General features: G+C 72.7%; 22 protein-coding genes and 1 pseudogene. 6 read left to right on the forward strand and 17 right to left on the reverse strand.

Annotated features, from left to right (window positions below):
* Positions 1–68: 68 nt before the first annotated feature.
* Together ACFYO5_RS31240 and ACFYO5_RS31245 are read right to left on the reverse strand one after the other, a co-directional pair.
* Positions 69–713, reverse strand: a complete 645-nt coding sequence (locus ACFYO5_RS31240; RefSeq protein ID WP_356569072.1) for a hypothetical protein — start codon at positions 711–713, stop codon at positions 69–71.
* Positions 714–802: 89 nt separating this feature from the next.
* Entirely contained in the window at positions 803–1,255 is a 453-nt protein-coding gene (locus tag ACFYO5_RS31245; protein WP_356569070.1) for a helix-turn-helix transcriptional regulator, read from the reverse strand.
* Positions 1,256–1,526: 271 nt separating this feature from the next.
* Between ACFYO5_RS31245 and ACFYO5_RS31250 the strand changes: the two genes are divergently transcribed.
* Positions 1,527–2,036, forward strand: coding sequence for an NUDIX domain-containing protein (locus ACFYO5_RS31250; RefSeq protein WP_388715132.1), 510 nt, complete (start codon positions 1,527–1,529; stop codon positions 2,034–2,036).
* 133 nt (positions 2,037–2,169) lie between these two features.
* A complete protein-coding gene (locus ACFYO5_RS31255; protein WP_388715135.1) occupies positions 2,170–3,012 on the forward strand; it encodes a GNAT family N-acetyltransferase in 843 nt (280 codons plus the stop codon).
* Here the strand turns inward: ACFYO5_RS31255 and ACFYO5_RS31260 are convergent.
* Complete coding sequence (locus ACFYO5_RS31260; RefSeq protein WP_388715337.1) at positions 3,005–3,481, reverse strand: hypothetical protein; 477 nt, start codon at positions 3,479–3,481, stop codon at positions 3,005–3,007. The genes ACFYO5_RS31255 and ACFYO5_RS31260 overlap by 8 nt on opposite strands.
* Before the next feature lie 30 nt (positions 3,482–3,511).
* Positions 3,512–3,674, reverse strand: a pseudogene (locus ACFYO5_RS31265) (ATP-binding domain-containing protein); the annotation flags it as partial.
* Here ACFYO5_RS31265 and ACFYO5_RS31270 point away from each other — a divergent pair.
* A complete protein-coding gene (locus tag ACFYO5_RS31270) occupies positions 3,655–3,828 on the forward strand; it encodes a hypothetical protein (protein WP_388715340.1) in 174 nt (57 codons plus the stop codon). The pseudogene ACFYO5_RS31265 and the gene ACFYO5_RS31270 sit on opposite strands and share 20 nt — an antisense overlap.
* 37 nt (positions 3,829–3,865) lie before the next feature.
* Here ACFYO5_RS31270 and ACFYO5_RS31275 read toward each other — a convergent pair whose 3' ends face one another.
* Positions 3,866–4,483 (reverse strand): TetR family transcriptional regulator, encoded by a 618-nt coding sequence (locus tag ACFYO5_RS31275; RefSeq protein WP_388715138.1) that lies wholly within the window; start codon positions 4,481–4,483, stop codon positions 3,866–3,868.
* Positions 4,484–4,585: 102 nt separating this feature from the next.
* Here ACFYO5_RS31275 and ACFYO5_RS31280 point away from each other — a divergent pair, with 102 nt between their 5' ends.
* A complete protein-coding gene (locus ACFYO5_RS31280) occupies positions 4,586–5,551 on the forward strand; it encodes a zinc-binding dehydrogenase (protein ID WP_388715140.1) in 966 nt (321 codons plus the stop codon).
* Between the two features lie 34 nt (positions 5,552–5,585).
* On the opposite strand, the gene ACFYO5_RS31285 is transcribed toward ACFYO5_RS31280, so the two are convergent.
* From ACFYO5_RS31285 to ACFYO5_RS31295, 3 genes are all read right to left on the reverse strand, one after another.
* Positions 5,586–7,742 carry a phosphotransferase gene (locus ACFYO5_RS31285; protein WP_388715142.1) on the reverse strand — a complete coding sequence of 719 codons (2,157 nt, stop codon included), beginning with the start codon at positions 7,740–7,742 and terminating at the stop codon, positions 5,586–5,588.
* A 336-nt stretch (positions 7,743–8,078) separates the two neighbouring features.
* Positions 8,079–8,816: an HAD family hydrolase gene (locus tag ACFYO5_RS31290; protein ID WP_388715145.1), complete on the reverse strand. Its 738-nt coding sequence runs from the start codon at positions 8,814–8,816 to the stop codon at positions 8,079–8,081.
* Between the two features lie 29 nt (positions 8,817–8,845).
* On the reverse strand, positions 8,846–9,721 hold the full coding sequence (locus ACFYO5_RS31295; RefSeq protein ID WP_356569050.1) for a winged helix-turn-helix domain-containing protein: 876 nt from the start codon (positions 9,719–9,721) through the stop codon (positions 8,846–8,848).
* 165 nt (positions 9,722–9,886) lie between these two features.
* On the opposite strand from ACFYO5_RS31295, the gene ACFYO5_RS31300 reads away from it, so the two are divergent.
* Positions 9,887–10,069 carry a hypothetical protein gene (locus tag ACFYO5_RS31300; protein ID WP_356569048.1) on the forward strand — a complete coding sequence of 61 codons (183 nt, stop codon included), beginning with the start codon at positions 9,887–9,889 and terminating at the stop codon, positions 10,067–10,069.
* Between the two features lie 15 nt (positions 10,070–10,084).
* Here ACFYO5_RS31300 and ACFYO5_RS31305 read toward each other — a convergent pair whose 3' ends face one another.
* The 3 genes from ACFYO5_RS31305 to ACFYO5_RS31315 form a co-directional block, all read right to left on the reverse strand.
* The gene (locus tag ACFYO5_RS31305) at positions 10,085–11,008 is read right to left on the reverse strand and encodes a GntR family transcriptional regulator (protein WP_356569046.1); all 924 of its coding nucleotides are present in this window, start codon (positions 11,006–11,008) and stop codon (positions 10,085–10,087) included.
* Between the two features lie 293 nt (positions 11,009–11,301).
* Positions 11,302–12,558: a GNAT family N-acetyltransferase gene (locus tag ACFYO5_RS31310; protein WP_388715149.1), complete on the reverse strand. Its 1,257-nt coding sequence runs from the start codon at positions 12,556–12,558 to the stop codon at positions 11,302–11,304.
* A gap of 150 nt (positions 12,559–12,708) precedes the next feature.
* Complete coding sequence (locus tag ACFYO5_RS31315) at positions 12,709–13,287, reverse strand: aerial mycelium formation protein (protein WP_388715152.1); 579 nt, start codon at positions 13,285–13,287, stop codon at positions 12,709–12,711.
* 158 nt (positions 13,288–13,445) lie between these two features.
* On the opposite strand from ACFYO5_RS31315, the gene dtd reads away from it, so the two are divergent.
* Entirely contained in the window at positions 13,446–13,871 is a 426-nt protein-coding gene (gene dtd, locus ACFYO5_RS31320) for a D-aminoacyl-tRNA deacylase (RefSeq protein WP_356569040.1), read from the forward strand.
* Positions 13,872–13,902: 31 nt separating this feature from the next.
* Here dtd and ACFYO5_RS31325 read toward each other — a convergent pair whose 3' ends face one another.
* The 6 genes from ACFYO5_RS31325 to ACFYO5_RS31350 all read right to left on the reverse strand — a co-directional run bounded on the left by ACFYO5_RS31325 (position 13,903) and on the right by ACFYO5_RS31350 (position 18,962).
* The gene (locus ACFYO5_RS31325; RefSeq protein WP_388715155.1) at positions 13,903–14,868 is read right to left on the reverse strand and encodes a YgfZ/GcvT domain-containing protein; all 966 of its coding nucleotides are present in this window, start codon (positions 14,866–14,868) and stop codon (positions 13,903–13,905) included.
* Positions 14,869–14,877: 9 nt separating this feature from the next.
* Positions 14,878–15,339, reverse strand: coding sequence for a Fur family transcriptional regulator (locus ACFYO5_RS31330; protein ID WP_356569036.1), 462 nt, complete (start codon positions 15,337–15,339; stop codon positions 14,878–14,880).
* 36 nt (positions 15,340–15,375) lie between these two features.
* Entirely contained in the window at positions 15,376–15,951 is a 576-nt protein-coding gene (locus tag ACFYO5_RS31335) for an FABP family protein (protein WP_388715159.1), read from the reverse strand.
* Positions 15,952–16,180: 229 nt separating this feature from the next.
* On the reverse strand, positions 16,181–17,080 hold the full coding sequence (locus tag ACFYO5_RS31340) for a hypothetical protein (protein WP_388715162.1): 900 nt from the start codon (positions 17,078–17,080) through the stop codon (positions 16,181–16,183).
* Positions 17,077–17,958, reverse strand: a complete 882-nt coding sequence (locus ACFYO5_RS31345) for a hypothetical protein (protein ID WP_388715165.1) — start codon at positions 17,956–17,958, stop codon at positions 17,077–17,079. Before ACFYO5_RS31345 ends, ACFYO5_RS31340 begins: the two co-directional genes overlap by 4 nt.
* A 242-nt stretch (positions 17,959–18,200) precedes the next feature.
* Complete coding sequence (locus ACFYO5_RS31350; RefSeq protein WP_388715168.1) at positions 18,201–18,962, reverse strand: hypothetical protein; 762 nt, start codon at positions 18,960–18,962, stop codon at positions 18,201–18,203.
* Positions 18,963–19,016 lie beyond the last annotated feature (54 nt).

Consider the following 19,016-nt stretch of genomic DNA (forward strand, 5'->3'; position numbering starts at 1 on the left):
GCCGGGCACTCGCCGAGTGCCCGGCCCGTCGCCGTCTTCGTGTCCGTACCGCGTGAGCGCCGCCTGGCTCAGCCGGCCGGGGGCGTCGCCTTCTTCGCGGTGGTCTTGCGGGCGGCCGGCGCCTTCTTGGCGGGGGCCGTCCTCGGCCCGGCGTCCGCGTCGGCCGCGGCGGGCTTCGGCTCGTCCTTGACGGCGACCGGCTCGCTCCTGCCCTCGACCGCGATGGCCAGTTCCTCGATGTCCTCGGCGGCCTCGCCGCGCCAGGTCTTCACGGCCTGCTCGCCGTGCTCGGCGACCTTCTCGTAGGTCTCGCGGGCCTTGACGGCGTACTCGGCGGCGACGCCGACGCTGCGCAGCGCGATGTCCTGGGCGGACTCGCCGAGCTTCTTCAGGTCGGCGTCGAGCGTGGTGCCGAGCTTCTTGATGTCGCCGTCGAGGGAGGAGATGAACCCGGTGACCTTCGTCTGGAAGGTCTCCTGCGCCTCCTTGGCCTTGACGCCCGCCTCCTTGGCGCGGGCGGCGGCGCGCTCCTGGACGACCTTGGGGTCGGTGTTGCGGACGGCCTCGAAGCGCGCGGGCGCCTCGGTGCGCAGCTGCTCCACCAGGCCGGGCACCCTCTTCGCCTGCTTGAGGGCCAGGTCGGCGGTGCCGGCGGCGAAGTAGAGGGGGGTGGGGTCGCTGAGGGTCTTGCGCAGGTCGTCGGTGATGGCCATGGTGATGGTCCTCCCGTATTCGCGTTCGTCGCGTTCGTCGATGTCGGTTGGTGCGGGTCCGCAGTCGGGCGGCCGGTCCCCTGGTCCGGTCAACCGGCCGTCTGCTGCGGATCGGCGTCGGTGCCGCCGACCGTGCGGATGCCGGGCACGGCGTCCTCGCTCTGCCGGGCGTCCACCGCACCGTCGCCGCCCGCGAATCCGTTCTCCTTGCGGAAGGATTCGTAGATCTGGAGCAGCACCTGCTTCTGCTGTCCGGTCAGCGTGGGATCGGCGAGGACGGCGGCCCGCGTCTCGACGTCGTCCCGGTCGCGCTCGGCATCGAGGATGCCCGCCCGGACGTACAACGTCTCGGCGGAGATCCGCAGCGCCTTGGCGACCTGCTGCAACACCTCCGCGCTCGGTTTGCGCAGCCCACGCTCGATCTGGCTCAGGTACGGATTGGACACCCCGGCGGCCTCGGCAAGCTGCCGCAACGAGAGCTGGGCGTTCCGCCGCTGCTCGCGCAGGTACTCACCGAGATTGCCGACGTTGAGCGAAGCCATGGCTCCACAGTGCCCCACCCTCGCTAACAATTGCAAGCACCTGCTTGCAATAGTGCGCCACGCCACGCGGAGAACCACCCGATCCGCTCAACCGACGGGTGCCCGTTCCCCGTGGATGCGCCGGGTCCGCGCGGTTGGGGCGAACGACCTGGCGAGTCCCGGCGAAGCCGGCCGGCCCGTACGGTCCACCGTCCGGGCGTTCCGGCGCGGCTGCTCCTGGACCCGCTCCGCGAGCCGCGGAGAGGCGGCGTTGTCGGTGGGCTCTGCCAGGGTGGGCGTCGTGGAGGAACTGGTGGAGCGTGTCGACGGTCGGGATCGCGTGGTGGGGGTGGTCAGCCGTCGCCGGGCCGTTCGAAAGGGCTGGCTGCATCGGGTCGCCGTGACGGTGTGTCGTGACGATCGTGGCCGGATCCTCGTCCACCGTCGGTCGGAGCGGCTGTCGCGCTTCCCCGGGCACTTCGAGGTCGTGGTCGGTGGCGCGGTGCATGTCGGCGAGTCCTACACACAGGCCGCCGCGCGGGAACTGACCGAAGAACTGGGCCTGCGTGCGCTGCCGCGCCTGCTGTTCACGTTCGTCAACCGCAGCGGCCTGAGCCCTCACTGGCTCGGCGTACACGAAGCCGTGCTGCCGGACGCCGTGGTCCCCGATCCCGACGAGGTCGCCTGGCACGGCTGGCTGACCGGGCCGGAGCTTCGCTCGGCCCTGCGGGAGTGGCCCTTCACCCCCGACAGTCACGAAGCCTTCAGCCGGTATCTCGCATTCGGGACCCCGCGGGCCTGATCCGGCCCGCCCTCAGGACCGGGGCGCCTTCCACGGCGGGCTGCCGGTGCCCTCGCGCCTGGTGGTCAGGATGGCTGGACCTGGTCGAAGAGGGCGAGGGCGCCGTTGTCAGTGGCCCGCGCGAGGATGGGGCATGCGCACCGATGACTGGCACCTCACCGAAGACGTCGACGAATTCCTCGCCCGGGCCGGAGAGTTCCTGCGTTCCCGCCCCGCCCTGCACACCACGCCGCTGTCGGTGACCGAGAAGCTGCGGACACAGGGCACCGAGGGGGTCCTGTTCGGCAGGCTGGAGCGAGGGGGCGAGGTCGGCGCCACCTTCTACCGCCTCCCGTCCCGCGGTCTGAGCGTCACCTCTCTCCGGCCCGAGCAGGCCGACGCCCTTGCCGCCCACCTGGTCTCCCTCGGGCACTCCCTGCCCTGGGTGACGGCCGACCACGACACCGCCACCGCGTTCGCCGAGGCCTGGCGACGGCACACGGGCGCGACGCCCACGGTCCGCGTCCGGCTCCACCTGTACCGCCTGGGCACGCTCACCCCGCCGGAGCCGCACCCGCAGGGCCGGGGCCGGCTCGTGGGCGAGGAGGACCACGAGCACCTCATGGGCTGGTGCCGTGAGTTCGCGGCGGACGTCGAGGAGGCCGTCACCATCGACGCCGCTTCCTGGGCCGGCACCCGCTTCGCGGAGAAGCGCTACACCTACTGGGAGACCCCGGACGGCACGCCCGTCTCCATGGCGGGCGTGAATCCGATGGTCGGCGGCCAGGTCCGGGTGGACCCCGTCTACACCCCGGCCCACCTGCGCGGCCGCGGCTACGCGGGCGCCGTGACGGCCGAGGTGAGCCGGGCCGCGCTGGCCGCGGGGGCCGAGGAGGTCGTGCTGTACACGAACGCGGCCAATCCCACCAGCAACGCCCTCTACCAGCGCCTCGGATTCGTCCGGCTCACCGACGTCACCGTGTACGACCTCACGTGAGCGACGGCCGGAGCAACCAGGCCTCCACCGTCTCGAAGTCCCGCCCGTCCAGGCCCCGTCGGGGGTCCACCCGGTGGAGGAGCGCGGGGACCGGACGGGTGGCCCTCACGTAGTCGCGGTCGGCGGGCGTGATCTCGTCGTCGAGCCAGACGAAGGGGTGGCCCGCCGCCCAGGACAGCACCGGCCCCGTCTTCCAGTGCACGCCGGGGGCGGGCGGGTCCTCCGCCAGGTCCGGCACCGGCAGACAGGGCAGCGGCGGCAGGCCCAGCCGCGGCCCGACGACCGTGTTCGCGTCCTCGCCCCAGGTCGTGGCCCACACCAGGTCGCAGCCGAGAGCCAGCAGGCGGGGGCCGAGGGCCGGGTCGAGGCGGGAGAGGAGGGGGTTGGGGGCGGGCGGGCCGTACCGCGGGTACGGGTCAGGGCCGCCGAAGGGGATCAGCGGGCCGTCCACGTCGAGGAAGATCAGCATCTGACGCCAGGATGCCCCGTCCCACCCCTCCCACGGAAGCTCCCGCGCGCGCACCACGTCGAGGCGGGACACCGCTCCGGGTCAGGACCACGTACAGGTGGTTCAGGCCGCGTTGCCCGGCCTCCGCGACGGCGGCGGGTTCCACGGCGACGACATGGTCGTACTCAAGGCCCTTGACGAGGGTCGCCGCGACGGGCCTTGGCCCGACCGCGCAGGCGGTGTCCGAGGGCTTCGGTGTCGGCACCGGAGGCGGAGACCTCCTCGCCGGTGACCACCCGGCGGTCGGCGCCCGAGCGCATCGCGGCGAGCGCGGCACGGCAGGCGTCGTGGTGGGCGCGTTCTATTAGTCCGACTCGCACCGGCTCGGGAACTCCGCCCCGTCCCTCAGGCCAGTGCCGGAAGCCCCGCCGCCAGCGCCGCGAACGCCCGCTCCGCCGCCGCCAGCGCCTCCGCCCGGACGTCGGCCACCCGCTCCCCCGCCTCGATCCGCCGCCAGTTCTCCTGGGCGAGGATCCGCCGGACCGCGACGATCTGCCCCGCCGCGAGCCGCGCGTCGAGGTCGCCGCCGAGCACCTCCGCCAGTGCGGCCTCCGACCGCTCCAGGTAGGCGTGGAGGCGGGCGACCAGGGCGGGGGTGCCGTAGAGGAGGGCGCAGAACGAGCGGACCTCGGGGTGGTCGTTGACGCCGGTGATCGGGTCGGACGCGGCGATCCCGTCGAGGAAGTTCCGGCGCAGGGCGGCCAGCGGGGCGACCCCTGCCGCCCGCCCCGCGGCGACCACCTCGGCCGCCTCCCGCTCGTGGTCGGCGAACCGGTGCAGGACGAGGTCCTCCTTCGCCGGGAAGTACCGGAACAGCGTCGGCTTCGAGATCTCGGCCGCGGCGGCGATCTCCGCCACGGACACCGCGTCGAAGCCCCGCTCGACGAAGAGCCGGACGGCGATGTCCGACACCTCCTGGTACATCCGCCGCTTCTTGCGCTCGCGCAGCCCGGTCTCGCTCATGGGCCGAGCCTACGACCGCTCCGGTCGAGCCTTGACCTCAAGTCCGGTCGAGGTCGCAGGCTCTCCCCGGACATGCATCCGATGCGACAGTGGGGAGTCGTCATGCGAGCGGTACAGGTCAAGGCGTTCGGCGGGCCGGAGGTCCTGGAGACGGCCGACCTGCCCGACCCGGTCCCCGGACCCGGCGAGGTCCTGATCGAGGTCGACCACGTGGACACGATCTTCGTGGAGACCCAGATCCGCGCGGGCTGGGGCCGCGAGCACTTCGACACCGAGCCGCCGTACGTCCCCGGCGGCGGTGTCTCCGGCACGGTCGCCGCGGTCGGCGCGGGGGTGGCGGACGGCTGGCGGGGCCGGCGGGTGACCGCGTTCGTGCGGGGCGGTTACGCCGAGCGGGCGACCGCCGCCGTCACCTCCCTCACCCCGGTCCCGGACGGCGTCGATCTGCGAACGGCCGCGGCCCTGGCGCACGACGGGGTGACCGCTCAGGGCCTGCTCGGCGTCACGGGCGTGCGCGCCGACGACCGGGTGCTGATCCTGGGCGCCTCGGGCGGGATGGGGACGCTGCTGGTGCAGCTGGCGAAGGCGCGCGGTGCCTGGGTCGTCGCCTGCGCACGGGGCGGGCGAAAGGTGGCGCTGGTGCGGGAACTGGGCGCGGACGCGGTCGTCGACGTCTCGGCCGAGGACTGGCCCGAGACGGCACGGGCGGCTCTCGGCGGGTCGGGCGCGGACGTCGTCCTCGACGGCGTCGGGGGGGAACTCGGCGCCCGTTCCTTCGCGTTGGCCGCCGACGGCGGCCGCTTCTCCGCCCACGGCGCCCCGACCGGCGGCTTCGCCCCCGTCGACCCGGAGGAGGCGAAGCGGCGGGACGTCACCCTCTTCGGCATCGCCGACGCGCAGTTCGGCGAGGCCGACGTACGGCGGCTGCGGACGGCCGCCCTCGAGGAGGCGGCGGCCGGACGGCTGCGGGTGGTGGTGGGCCGGGTCTTCCCGCTGACGGAGGCGGCGGCCGCACACCGGGCCGTCGAGAGTCGGCAGCCCGTCGGAAAGGTGCTCCTGAAGGCGTGAGGCCCCGCCGGCACGGGAGCCACGGCAGCGGCCGTCACGCCAACGCCCGCGCCAGGAACGGGTTCGCGGTGGCCGGCAGGGGCAGGCCCAGGGAGGCGGTCGCGGCGGCGAGGGTCTCGGGGTAGGAGGCCACGGCGCGGCGGACGTTGGGGGCGTCCAGGCCGGCGCCGGTCCGCAGCCGGTCGAGGTCGATGTAGGCCGAGCGGACGATCTCGATCCACCGGTAGACCCGCCAGTCCGCGCGCCAGTCCCGCGTGTACCGCGCGGGGAGCCTGCTCTCCCAGCGCGCGAACATGCGCTGCCTGATCTCCGCTCTGGTCGGGGTCAGGTGCATGTGCCGGACCAGGTCGTACAGGGGGTCGCCGACGAGGGCCATCTCCCAGTCGATGAGGGTGAGCGCCAGCTCGTCGGGGCGCCGGACCAGGTTCCACGGGTTGAGGTCGCCGTGCAGCAGGGCGGGCTCCCGGCGGCTCAGCCGGTGCCGGGACAGCAGCTCCCGCAGCCGCTCGTCGTCGGGCAGGCCGAGGGTCCGGGCGAGTTGCAGGGACTCCTTCGGCAGCCCGCGCACGAGGCCGGCCAGCTGTTCCGTGAGCCATCGGTGGAAGTCGACCTTGTCGGCCCCCGGCTCGACCAGGCTGTGGTCGACCGTGGTGAGTTCGCACAGCTGGTCGACGAGGGCGTCCGCCTCGTGCGGCAGCAGTCCGTGCACGGGGTGCCTGGGCGGTCCGACGTAGGTGTGGATCGCGAACGGCTCGTCGGGGTAGCTCTCGCCCAGAGCGAGCACCCGTGGCGCGGCCACCCTCGCCCGGGAGCGCTGGATGGCCTCCAGGACGGTGTGCTCGCTCAGATAGCTCGGCTCCCGCCGTGTGACGTTCGGCAGCTTGCGCCGTACGACCACGAACGCTCCGGGATTCCCGGCCCGGACGACGGAGTTGAGGTGCGCGGTGCCCTTGAACACCTGGTCGGCCGGGGCGGCGCCCTCCGCCAGCAGGGCCTCGCGGACGGCGGCCGCGGGGAAGCCGTCCCGCTCGGGCAGCCGCGGGTCGGGCCGCCAGCCGTAGGCCTTGGCGGCCCAGGAGCGGCCGCCCACGTCGCCGCGTGACGCCAGCCATCGGAAGAGGGCGCCCTCGATCTCGCCGCGGGACGGCACGCTCCTCAGCCGCAGCGGTTCCGCCGCCGCCCCCAGGGCCCGGCCCACCTCCGCGGTCGCCTCGTCCAGGCTCTGCTCGGTGAAGGGGCCCTGGACGGCGCGCGCGGCCCGCATGATGTCCGGGTAGACGGACTGCGCCCGCTCGAAGTCGAGGTAGTGCCGCAGGTCCCGGGAGAGGCCGTTGACCGCGGCCGGGCGGTGGCGCCCCATGGCCCGCGCCCACGCTTCGACCACCTCGGGCCACTGGTGGGCGGGGTACCGCATCCGCACCAGGTGGGTGGCGAGTTCGTGCAGCGGATCGCCGTAGGTGGCCAGTTCCCAGTCGACGCAGACGAGCGGCGGGGAACCGTCGTAGGGCATGATCAGATTGTCCCGGTGCAGGTCCGCGTGGAGCAGGCTGTACGGCCGCCGCGCCATCGGGGGGATCCGGTCGGCGAGGTCGAGCAGGGCGTCCTCGGGGATGCCCAGCGCCTTGAAGAGTCCGCCGAAACGGTCCCGGTTGGGGCGGCGGATCTGCCGGTCGGCGAGGCGCGCGAGGGACTTCAGAAAGCCCTGGCTGTCGGTGTGGTTGCTCGGCCAGTCGGCCGGCAGGGGCGGCAGGGCCGACCGGCGCACCTCGGTCATCCGGCACAGCAGCTCGGTCAGTGCCTCGGTCAGCAGGGCGTCGACGGGCTTGCCGTTCCCGCAGACGGCGGAGAGCGGGACGCCCTCCACATAGCTGTGGACGGCGAAGTCCGGGCGCCTGACCAGGCACTCGGGAACGTGGGGAAGGACCTCGTGGACGGCGTCGAGGACCGCGGCCTCGTCCCGCCAGGTCCTGATCACCACCGGCAGCGCGTCGGCACGCGGGATCCGCACGGTCACCGGCGTTCCGGCCTCCCGCCCCAGCAGCGCCGCCACGTCCTCCGTCAGCGGCAGCACGTGATTGCTGTGGTGGTGCCCGCTGGTCGCGGCGGTGGACTCGGCGACCGCCACGAAGCGCCGGAGCAGGGCGTCCGACGGGTCACCGGCGGGTCGAACCCCGTTAGGGTCCCGGGGCACGAAGGGCTCGACCACTGGCCGCTCCGGTTACTCACACGTGATCGGATGGGTAAGGCAAACGTTAAGTGCCGCGAGGGGCGACGAACGAACGGGAGGGCGGCGAAGTGGCCGAACGGGTGGTCCGTGCCCTCGTCCCCGCCGGATCGTGCGAGACCGGCCTGTTCGCCTTCTCCCACGGATGGAGGAGAGGGATTCCCCGCGCGGTCCGGGCATGCTAGCGCACACCCGTGGCCTACTCGGCGAGGTGCTCCCCGGGTCCGACGGGGTCGGCGTGGGCGTCCGCGCCCGGCACAACGGTGCGGCCGTCGGGGCCGCCGCCGCCCTCGTGACGACGACTCAGGTCCGACGGGCTCGGGCCCGGCTCCGCACCGCCGCCAGCACCGGCTCCAGCGAGTTCACCACGTGCGTCGCTCCCGCGTCCCTGAGCAGCTCCTCCTTCCTCTTGTTGCGCGCGTATCCGAGGAAGGGCGCACCGGCCCGCCGGGCGGCGAGGCAGTCCGACGGGGCGTCGCCGATCATCAGGGCCGCGGACGGGGCGGTGCCCATGGCGCGCAGGGCCCGGTTCAGGCAGTCCGGGTCGGGCTTGAGCAGGTGCAGGTCGCGGGTGCGGCCGTAGACGTGGGGAAGGAAGCAGGAGGTGAGGCCGCGGCTCGTCAGGTACCGGGTGACGACGCGCGGGGAGTTGTTCGTGGTGACGGCCAGGCGTCGGCCCACCGCCGTCAGGGTGCGTATCAGCGGGTCGGCCCAGGCCGTGGGCATCGCCGAGGCGGCGGCCTTCAGCTCCTCCTGGGTGAGGCGCTCCTCCAGCTCCGCGACGAGGTCGCTGCCGGGGTGGCGCAGGTCCACGGCGCGCAGGACGGCGTGGGGGTCGGGCGACTCCCGCTCGCCGTCCGTCAGCAGTCCGCGCAGGCCCCGCACCTCCAGCCACTCGACCAGGCCGAGGGCCACCCGCTCCGCCGAGTGTCCGGCGAACAGTCGGCAGATCGGCCCGTCGAAGTCCCACAGGACCACGCGGGCGGGCGCGAGCAGTGCGCCCAGCGCCACGGTCCCCTCGTCATCGGTCTCGGATGTCACCTGTCCGTTCCGCGTCGTGTCAGAGGTCACTAGGAGAGTGTCAGGTCCGAGGTGATGGTTTCCCAGAGGGCGTCGAACCACTTCTGGGATTCGTCCACGAAGACGGCGTCGCGCGCACCGGTCGCCTTCTCGAAGGAGAACAGGAGCGACTCGGTGCCCAGCACGTCGTACATGTCGAGGATCCCGTCGTCGGTGGACTCCTCGCGCCGCATGACCATGTAGTACGCCATCAGCGCCTCCTCCCCGTTGAGCAGGTACAGCTTCACCGGCGGGGTGAAGGGCAGCGCCCGGAAGGACACGCTCACCTCGATGCCCTGCGAGCGCAGGGTGAGCAGGTTGTGGCGCAGGACGTGACCCTGGGCGTTGCGCATCGCCAGCCAGCGCTCGTGGACCGGATCGCCGCTGCCGCGGGCGTCGACCCGGACCGGGAAGGCGAGGTTGATGTCGCGGGACGGCAGCAGGATGCGGACGTCGATCTTCCGCGGGCGGAGGCTGCCGCCGTGGATCAGCCGGACGGGTTCGCTGAGGGCCGGGATGAGGCTCTCGGCGGTGAGGCAGGCCGCGTCGATGCGGACGTGCTCGGCCGAGAAGGCCGCGGTCAGCCGGGGGGCCAGGCCCACCATCGTGGGCTGGGGTTCGTCCGGCGCCGACGTCTGTTCCGCGATGCGCGGAGGGCTGCCCTTGCTCACGTTGGTGAGGAGACCGTCGTCCTGGAGGGCGCGCAGGGCCTGGCGCACGGCACCGCGCTCCACGCCGAACTCGTCGGCGAGTTCGGCCTGTGTGGGCAGTCGGTCACCGGCCTTGAGGTCGCCGGCACGGATGCGTTCGCGCAGGACGTCGGCGATCTCCTGCGGCGAAAGCCTTCGGCTGCCGTTCACGGCCACGTTCTCCTGAGTCACGACCAAACGCTACAACTTCGATCCATCTGGCGGGAGTTACCTGAAAGTTGTTTAGCAGTTGTCACCAAGTGGGGACAACATAGTCAAAGTTGGTTGCCAACTTGGCAGAGTTGGCGGACGTTCTGCTCTCCGCGCCTCCCCGCGCTTCCCGCCTCCGAAGGGAGGAACACCATGCCCGCCCTCGCCCTCCTCGCCGCCGTCCTCGAACAGACCGTCCAGTGGAGGTACGGCACCGCCGGCACCGTCGGCCTGCTCCTGCTCACCGTCGGCATCCGGGCCAGGCGGCCGACCCTCAGCTCCGCCGGCGCCGTGATCCTCGCCCTCCTGGTCACCGGGCCCGCGCTCAGCTCGTGAGCACCGGCTCCGCGCTCAGCCGGTGAGCACCAGCTCCGAACTGATCGTCTCCCACAGGGCGTCGAACCAGAGCAACGACTGTTCCACGAAGGTCGTGTCACGCGCTCCGGCGCCCTGCTCGAAGGCGAACAGGACCGAGCGGGTGCCCTCGGCGTCGTACATCTCCAACTGCTCGTGGTCGATCTGCTGCTCGTGCCGCTTGACCGTGTAGTAGGCGAACAGCGCTTCCGTCCCGTTGAGGAGGTAGAGCTTGACCGGCGGGGTGAAGGGCAGCGCGCGGAAGCGGACCCGGACGTCGATGCCGTGCGTGGCGCGCAGCGTCAGCAGGTTGTGCCGCAGCACCTGGCCCTGCGCGTTGCGGTGGGCGAGCCAGTGCCGTTGCAGCCGCTCGGTCGCCGAGCCGTCCACCGCCGTCGGGAACGCCAGGTCGATGTCGCGGGACGGCAGCAGCACCCTGACATCGATCTTGGCCGGTTTCAGCTCCCCCGCGTGGATCCGGCGCAGCGGCTCACCGATCGCGAGCGTGAGCGATACGGCGGTCAGGCACAGGGCGTCGATCTCGACGTGCGGGGCGGCGAAAGCCTCGGCGATGCGCGGCGTCAGCGCCGCCATCGTGGGCTGCGGCGAGGCTCCGGGGCCGGTCAGCAGGGCTGCGGCGCCCAGATCCGGGGCGACCGTCGCCGGCGCGCCCTTGGAGACGTTGGTGAGCAGGTGCTCCGACTGGAGGATCCGCAGGGCCTGGCGGACCGCCCCGCGCTCGATACCGAACTCCTGCGCGAGCGCGGCCTGGGTGGGCATGCGCTCACCCGGCCGCAGCGCACCGGCCCTGATCCGGGCGCGCAGCTCGTCGGCCACGTCACGGGGGGACCGCCGCGGTCGCGGCGACCGCTCCGGCCCGTTCCGCCCCTTGACGGAGGCATGTTCCGGCTCCACGGCCAAACAGTACAACTTCCCGCCATCTTGCGGCAGTTCAAGGAGAGATGGTTATAGGCCGCTTCCAAGCGGAAATAAGTACAGTGAAGTTGGCTGCCAACTTCCACAACATGGTCAAACTTCCAGACGGTTGGCCAGCCGGGCCCCCTTCCGGAGGGGAGCCGGGAGCCCGGACGGCCGACACCGACGCACAGCCACAACTTCAGAGCGCCGCACAGCCACAACTGAACAGCCGTACCAGCACAGCCACAACTGAACAGCTACGGACGCACGACCGCACAGCCGGCAGGGAGGAGCACTCAGAACATGTCCGGGCACCACGGGCGCCCGGACGTACGCAGCAGGGCGTCGGCCTCCAGGGCGGCGCCCGCTCGTTCTTCTCCCAGCCGCCCCAGCGCCGCCAGCCGCGACGCCGACGTGTCGCCCAGCCAGAGCGAGGCCAGCGCGGCCACGTCCAGGGTGAGATCGGCGCCGCGGCCGGTCGGCGTGCAGGACGCCCCGTCCGGACCGGCCTCCAGCAGGAAACGGCCCCCGGTGTACCCGGCGCGGTCGGTCACCTCCAGCACCAGCGACCCCGCCCCGGCGTACGTCCGCGCCTCCAGGGCCCGCACGACGTCCAGGATCCGCACCCACAGCCAGTCCGCCTGCGTGGTGATGCCCGCCGCCCGCGGGTCCGGCAGGAAGTGCGGGAGCAGGTCGTCGGGGGAACGCGGGCCCGACTTGACCCGCGTCACCCAGTCGATCGAGCAGAGGTAGCGCCACAGGGCGCGCTCCGCGGCCGGGGTGGTCGCGATCAGCCAGTCCACCGTCGCCGTGTTCAACGGCTGCTTGGCGTCACCCCAGTTGTCGTCCGACTTGTAGGAGACCAGCCCCTGCACCTCGCCGTCCACCGAGCGGTAGGCGGCGTAGAACGGCTCGGTCCAATCGCCGAACACGCGCAGCACGCCGGTGTCCGACTCCCACCACACGTCGGTACGGCTGACCGCGCCGGGCAGGCCGCGGCGCAGCCGCTCGTGCAGCTCGGGCCCGATCTTGCGGACCTCCTCCGTGTCGACGAGGTCGACACGGCCGCCGTCCTCGGGGCCCGCCCGGTTCGGGTCGAGACCGGTGCGGGGTACGTCGATCGTCCACTCGGCGGCGCTGGTCGCCGGCCCGAAACCGTAGCGGCCGTAGATGCGGTACTCGGCGGCGATGAGGGTGGCGACGACGTCACCGCGGTCCTTCGCGGCGGTCAGGTCCTCGGCCATCAGACGGCTGAGGATGCCGCGGCGCCGGTGGGTGGGGAGGACGGCGACGTTGGAGATGGCGTCGGCGGCGACGGCGGTGCCGCCGACCGCCGTCAGCTCCTGGGGGAAGGAGCGGAAGGTGGCCACACACCGGCCGGCGTCGAAGGCACCGTAGGTACGGGAGCCGACGTGGGCCGTGCGGCGGGCCGCGATGTCGGCCTCGGTGACGGTCGGGGGGCGGAGGAAGCCGGTCTTCGCGGTCCGCATCCAGGCGGGGAGTTCGGCGTCGGTGATCCGGCGTACGTCTATGCCGACGGGGGTGGTGGTCATGACGCCACGGTAGGTGGGGCGGCGCGGGGGTGCGGGGTATTTTCTCCGGCCCCCGCCCCACCCCTCCCGTCCCGCCTCGGCCACCGCGCCCCAGCCCCGCTCGCGGCGCTTCGCGCCGCGTCCCGCGAACGTCCGGAGAGGCGCGAACGGTCACACCAGGAGGTCGTCCACCTGGGCCTCGCCGTCCCGGTAGCGGCGGGTGATCTCCTTGCCGCACCTGTCGGCCGTGTGCTGGAGATGCTGACGGCGGCGGGAGACCTGGTGTTCGTAGCCGACGAGGCGGGCCATCGCCTCGTTCAGTTCGGGGTCCGTGCGGGCGCCGAGGTCGGAGAGTTCGACCTCGGAGAGCATCTCGGACGCCAGACGCCGGTACTCCTCGCTCTGCGGGGTGCCCAGCGTGACGTGGCGCGCGGAGGAGCGGTGCCGGGCCGGGGCGTCGGTGAGGATCTCCGGCAGGCGGTCCACGACGGACGCGGCACCGGCGGGAGAACGCCGGGCCAGCTCCGCGCGCAGGATGTCGATACGGCCCTGGAGCAGCCGTCGTACGTAGCTGAGATCGGCCTCGTCGCGCTGGGCGTCCCGGCGCAGGGTGCGCAGTTCGGGCAGGCTCAGCCGGGGCAGGTCGTGTGCGGGCGGCTCCGTGGGCGGCGGACAGGATGGACTGTCCGTGCGCTGCACGGGCGGACGCTGGGTGGTCAGGCCCAGCTGCCCGGTGGTCGGTGTGCTCATGTGCTCAACCCGTCCCCTCGACCGGCGTGTGGGAAGCATCGTGCCACCCCAAGTGGTCCCAAGGTGACCGAGTGCCCCCGAACGGCCCAGATGGTCGCTTAAGGAGCGAAAAAGAAGCCCCCTCAGGGGTCGGACGGCGGCACGGCATGATGGGGGGCATGCGTGCGGTGGTGCAGAGAGTGGACGGCGCGAGCGTCGTCGTGGACGGCGAGACCGTGGGGTCGATCGAGGGCGAGGGGCTGTGCGTCCTCGTCGGCGTCACCCACGAGGACACCGAGGAGAAGGCGGCGCAGCTGGCCCGCAAGCTGTGGTCGATCCGCATGCTGAGCGAGGAGCGGTCGTGCAGCGACGTCGACGCCCCGCTCCTCGTGATCAGCCAGTTCACGCTCTACGGCGACGCGCGCAAGGGCCGCCGCCCCACCTGGAACGCGGCCGCCCCCGGCTCCGTCGCCGAGCCGCTCGTGGCCGAGGTGGTCGCCCGGCTGCGCGCGCTGGGCGCGACGGTGGCGACGGGCCGCTTCGGCGCGCAGATGCGGGTGTCGCTGACGAACGACGGCCCCTTCACCGTACTCATCGAGATGTGACCCGGGCGCACATCGAGATGTGACCCGGGGGCTACGGCTCGACGACGACCTCCTGTGCCGCCGCCGTGGTGTCGGCGAGCAGCGGCGCGTCCAGCGGGACGTTCCGCTTCACCAGGGCCAGCGCCACCGGGCCCAGCTCGTGGTGGCGCGCGGACGTGGTGATGAAGCCGATCCTGCGGGCGTCGGGGCCCTCGTCGGCGCGACGCAGTTCGGTGCCGGCGGGCGGCAGGTGGACCTCGCTGCCGTCCAGGTGCAGGAAGACCAGCCGGCGTGGCGGCTTGCCCAGGTTCTGCACACGGGCGACCGTCTCCTGGCCGCGGTAGCAGCCCTTCTCCAGGTGCACGGCGGTGCCGATCCAGCCCAGTTCGTGCGGGATGGTGCGGTGGTCGGTCTCGAAGCCCAGGCGCGGCCGGTGCTGCTCGACGCGCAGCGCCTCGTGGGCGAGGATCCCGGCGGCGGGGCCGGACGCCGCCGCGTAGGTCTCCAGGTCCGCGCGCGGCAGGAACAGGTCGCGGCCGTACGCCGTCTCGCGGACGACGACCCCCTCGGGGACCTCGGCGATGGAGCCGGCGGGCAGGTGCACGACCGCGGTGTCGGCCGTCCGGTCGGCGACCTCGACACGGTAGAAGAACTTCATCGACTCCAGGTACGCGATCAGCGCCTCCTGGGTGCCGGGTTCGACGTGGGCCCAGACCGTCGCGCCGTCGTCCACCAGGTAGAGCGCGTGCTCGATGTGGCCGTTCGCGGAGAGGATCAGCGCCTCGGTGGCGCGGCCCGTGGGCAGATCGCTGACGTGCTGGGTGAGCAGGAGGTGCAGCCAGCTCAGCCGGTCGTCACCGGAGACGGTGACGACTCCGCGGTGCGAGAGGTCGACGAAACCGGTGCCCTCGGCGAGGGCGCGCTGCTCGCGGAACAGGTCGCCGTAGTGGCCGGCGACGCATTCGTCCACGCCCTCGGCGGGGACGGCGCCGGGCAGGGACAGCAGAGGGCTCTTCATGGGGTAAGCCTACGACTCGGCCGGCGGACTCTCTCCGGTCGCACCCTCGGCAGCCCCGGCCGCGCAGTCCTGGCAGCGGCCGAAGATCGCGAAGTGCTTCATGTCGGTGTCGAAGCCGAAGGTCGCGCGGAGCTTGGCCGTGAACTCTGCGGCCACGTCCACGTCCGCCTCGATCACATTGCCGCAGTCACGGCAGACCAGGTGGATGTGGTGGTGCCGGTCGGCGAGGTGGTACGTGGGCGCCCCGTGCCCGAGGTGGGCGTGGCTGACCAGCCCCAGCTCCTCCAGCAGCTCCAGCGTGCGGTAGACGGTGGAGATGTTGACCCCCGACGCCGTCTTCCTCACTTCCACGAGGATGTCGTCGGGGGTCGCGTGCTCCAGGGTGTCCACGGCTTCGAGCACGAGTTGCCGCTGCGGGGTCAGCCGGTAACCGCGCTGCCGCAGATCGCTCTTCCAGTCGGTGCTCACCACACCGGAGAGTCTAGGACCCTTTCGGCGCGGGCCCGCCTACTTGAAGAAGGCGATGCCGTCGTCCGGCATGTCGTCCGGGAGGGCCTTCGCCCAGCGTTCGACCTCCTCCGGGGTGACGACCTTCTTCAGGTGGGCCGACATGTACGGGCGCAGCTCGACCTCGGGGGTCTGCTTCTCGCCGACCCACATCAGGTCGCTCTTGACATAGCCGTACAGGCGCTTGCCGCCCGTGTACGGGCCGGAGGCGGCCGTGCGGGCCACCGCGTCCGTGACCAGGTCGATCTGGGGCTTCTTGTCGGCCATCTCGCCGTACCAGATCTCGACGACGCCGTCGTCGCGGACCATCGTCACCTCGACCTTGCGGTCGGCGTCGATCCGCCAGAAGCCGGACTCGGACTCCAGGGGGCGGACCTTGCCGCCGTCCTGGTCCAGGACCCAGGTGTGGGAGTGGTACTCCAGGAAGTCCCGGCCGTCGTGCGTGAAGGTGACCTCCTGCCCGAAGTTGCACTTCTCGGAGCCGGGGAAGTCGTGCACGCCCGCGCCCGCCCAGGTGCCCAGCAGGAAGGCGAGGGGGACGAGGTCCTTGTGGAGGTCGGACGGGATCTCGATCATCGATGGCACTTCCTAGACGTGGGTCAGCGCTGGCCCTGGTACAGCTTCTTCACGGTCAGCCCGGCGAAGGCGAGGACGCCGACGCAGACAAGGACCAGCAGGGCTTCGAAGAAGATCTCCACGGGGTGCTCCTCGGATGAGCGTGGTTCGGGATGGCGTACAACAGGGCCGGGCCCCAGCTTACGCGGCCGGGGACCGGCCCTCCTGGCGAGGTGGGCCCTCGCGGGCGTCACCCCAGCAGCTGACCCTGCAACGTCACCGTCTGCTGGAAGGGGACGGCCGCGGCGCCACCCTTGCGGGACTGGATGATCAACGCGTACACGTCACCGGCGGCCAGATGGGCGAACCGCACCTGCTCCGGCCCGTACGGCTTGTTCTCGGCGTAGGGGAAGCGCTGGACGCCCGACACCGCGGCCCGCTCCGGGAAGGTCTCGTCGTACACCGCCTCGGCGGCGCCCCGCACCTGGTGGACGGGATCGGCGAAGGCGACGGCCTCGGTCGCGATCAGCTTGTCCACGACGGCGGCGGTCCTGAACTGGAGCAGGTAGACACGGGTGCGGGTGCCGTCCTCGGTGGTCCAGCCGCGGGCGGCGATGTGCCGCAGCCCGCGGTCGAGGAGCTTCTGGTCCAGCTCCTCGCGGTCCTCCTTCAGTTCGTACTCCGCGAGGAAGTCCTTCGTCGCCAGCCAGCCGTCCCTCCCGCGCAGCGCCCGGTCCTCGGTGGCGCCCCGCGGCGCGGGCAGGAGAAGGGCGCGCAGGTCGGCGTGGTGGGCGCCGGCCACGTTGGTCGCGGCGAACGGTCCCGGGCTCCCCGACGGCAGCGGCGGCCTGCTGAGCACCGGATAGGGCCAGCGCCCGTCCGACCCGGTCGCCAGCCCCGGCACGTCCGTCCGCTCCATCCCGACGATCCCGTACGCCGACCCGGCACCGACCGCCGCGAAGACGGCGACGGCGGCGGTCCACCGCAGCACGGCCCGCAGGACCCGGCGGTCCTTGGGAGCCGGGACGCGGGGCGGGGTGGCGGACGCCCCGGTGGGTTCCTCGGGGACGCGCTCCGGCTCGGGGGGACCCAGGACCTCCGGGGCCTTCGGAGCCTCCGCTCCTTCCGGAAGCTGCTGTTGCTCGGTCATACCGCCTCCCCGGGCTCCGCGATGCGGTCGAGCTGCGTGCGCAGGAACTCCGCGACGTCCTTGGTGTCGAGCGGCTCCACTCCGTCCGCCGTGGCGCTGACCAGGATGTTCCCGACGTAGGCGGAGCAGAGCATGGTGGTGAGGCCGCTGTCGTGGCCCTTGGGCGGGAGGAAGCACTTGGCGTTCTTGTGCCCCTTGATCTCCGGGCCGTCGCGGAAGACGTCCAGGGCGTCCAGGAACTCGCTCTGGAACGTGGCCGTCTCGCGGACGGCGGCCCTGCTCTCCATCTGGGACAGCACGACGCTCACCGTGTAGATGTCCGCGTTGTCCGAGTAGGTGTCGGCCGCGTGGTTGTAGTAGCTGCGCATCGCCATGCCCTTGATGCGCTGCTTGTCGATCTGCTTCTCCAGCCGCCTGCGCTGGGACCGGGGCAGATCGCTCAGCGACTGCTTGCGCAGAGCCGTGGCCTGGGCCCCGCTGAGCTGGACGTCGGAGCCGAACTCGCCGAGGTCGGGACCCCGCCTCCAGCCTCCGGTGCCGCCGTACGGCACGAGCATCCCGGCGAGGCCCTGCCGGCGGGCCGCCTCGGGCTCGTCCGCCGTGGCCTCGGGGAACTCCCAGGTCGGCGTGCCCGCGTCCCGGTCGGCGTCCCGGACGACGACGACCGTGGTGCCGACACCGGCGACCACGGCCCCGGCGAGGAGCACGGACCCGGCGACCAGGGCGCCCCGACGCGGGCTCAGCCGCCGCCTGCCGGGAGCGGATGCCTCTGTCGGCGGTGCCGCCGGGACCGTCTCGGACGGCCCGCACGCCGGGGGCTCCACGGACGCGGCGGGCTCCACGGAGACGGCGGGCTGTCCGGACGGGGCGGGCTCCACGGATGCTACGGGCGGCACGGATGCCGCGGGCTGTCCGGACCCAGGGGTCGCCGTGGCCACGGCGGCGTCCGGCGACCCGGCCGCGTCCGGGGACCCGGATATCCCGGAGGGCCCGGCAGGTGCCGCGGACGTGGGCGTTCCGGCGGAGGCCGGGGTCGGCGCGCACGCGGGCGTTCCCGGGGACGCCGGGGTCTGCGGGGGCGTCTCCGGGGGCGGCTCCGTCGCAGACGTCTCCTGCTCGCTCACAGCTGCTCCATCTGTCTCTCGGCGAGGTCCATGACGAACTTCTTGGTGATGGGCTTGGAGCTGTAGATCCACAGCTCCATGGCGATGTCGCCCCGCCAGGCGTGCGCCGACGCGGACCGCAGGCGCGTGTCGTCGACCGCCTTGTAGACGTACGCCCTCCCGTCGCCGGTGCCCGGGATCACCCAGCTGTCGGACTCGCCCTCTTCCTCGGCCCAGTACTGGCCGTCGATGCTCGCGTCGGCGGCGGCCAGCTTCTCCTCCTGCCGGAACTGGACCAGCCGGATCTCGACGCTGTACTCGCTGTCCATCTCCCAGCCGGTGACGGCCGCCCGGCGGAACTCCTCGCCGACCAGGTTGGCGAAGGCGCCGTCGGGGCTCTTGAAGTTGTTGGCGTAACCGGGCAGGTTCTGCCACCCGTCGCCGTCCGTCCACGCGGCGTCCTTCGCCCCCTTGGGCTTCTTCAGCAGCAGCTTGCGCAGGTCACCGTCGGTCCGCAGGCCGCTGTCCCGCGCGGCGGAGAGCGGTTCCGGACCGGGCCCCTTCGCCTGGGCGAGCACCGGCTGGGACAGCGGCGGCAGCTTCGTCGGCTCCCGGCCGGCCTGGACCAGGTAGCCGGTGCAGGTGCCGGCGACGACGCCGAGCACGGCGGCGGCGGCGATCAGCAGCGTGGTACGGCCCCGGCGGCGGGGCCGGGGCGCGGGAGCGGCCTCGTCGGCCGGCTCTCCCTCCGGTTCCGCAGCCCCTACGGGTTCTTCCACAACGTCCCCCCTCAGAACGTGAAGCGCGCGTTCCGTATGCGCGCTCCACAGATG

The organism is Streptomyces sp. NPDC006259, from assembly GCF_042870975.1.
Classification (GTDB): Bacteria; Actinomycetota; Actinomycetes; order Streptomycetales; family Streptomycetaceae; genus Streptomyces.

Coding starts and splice junctions, on each gene's coding strand:
- ACFYO5_RS31240 (WP_356569072.1), bottom strand. CDS start 713: ATGGCCATCACCGACGACCTGCGCAAGACCCTCAGCGACCCCACCCCC.
- ACFYO5_RS31325 (WP_388715155.1), bottom strand. CDS start 14,868: ATGAAGAGCCCTCTGCTGTCCCTGCCCGGCGCCGTCCCCGCCGAGGGC.
- ACFYO5_RS31335 (WP_388715159.1), bottom strand. CDS start 15,951: ATGATCGAGATCCCGTCCGACCTCCACAAGGACCTCGTCCCCCTCGCC.
- ACFYO5_RS31275 (WP_388715138.1), bottom strand. CDS start 4,483: ATGAGCGAGACCGGGCTGCGCGAGCGCAAGAAGCGGCGGATGTACCAG.
- ACFYO5_RS31300 (WP_356569048.1), top strand. CDS start 9,887: ATGCCCGCCCTCGCCCTCCTCGCCGCCGTCCTCGAACAGACCGTCCAG.
- dtd (WP_356569040.1), top strand. CDS start 13,446: ATGCGTGCGGTGGTGCAGAGAGTGGACGGCGCGAGCGTCGTCGTGGAC.
- ACFYO5_RS31255 (WP_388715135.1), top strand. CDS start 2,170: ATGCGCACCGATGACTGGCACCTCACCGAAGACGTCGACGAATTCCTC.
- ACFYO5_RS31280 (WP_388715140.1), top strand. CDS start 4,586: ATGCGAGCGGTACAGGTCAAGGCGTTCGGCGGGCCGGAGGTCCTGGAG.
- ACFYO5_RS31310 (WP_388715149.1), bottom strand. CDS start 12,558: ATGACCACCACCCCCGTCGGCATAGACGTACGCCGGATCACCGACGCC.
- ACFYO5_RS31315 (WP_388715152.1), bottom strand. CDS start 13,287: ATGAGCACACCGACCACCGGGCAGCTGGGCCTGACCACCCAGCGTCCG.
- ACFYO5_RS31260 (WP_388715337.1), bottom strand. CDS start 3,481: ATGCTGATCTTCCTCGACGTGGACGGCCCGCTGATCCCCTTCGGCGGC.
- ACFYO5_RS31245 (WP_356569070.1), bottom strand. CDS start 1,255: ATGGCTTCGCTCAACGTCGGCAATCTCGGTGAGTACCTGCGCGAGCAG.
- ACFYO5_RS31340 (WP_388715162.1), bottom strand. CDS start 17,080: ATGACCGAGCAACAGCAGCTTCCGGAAGGAGCGGAGGCTCCGAAGGCC.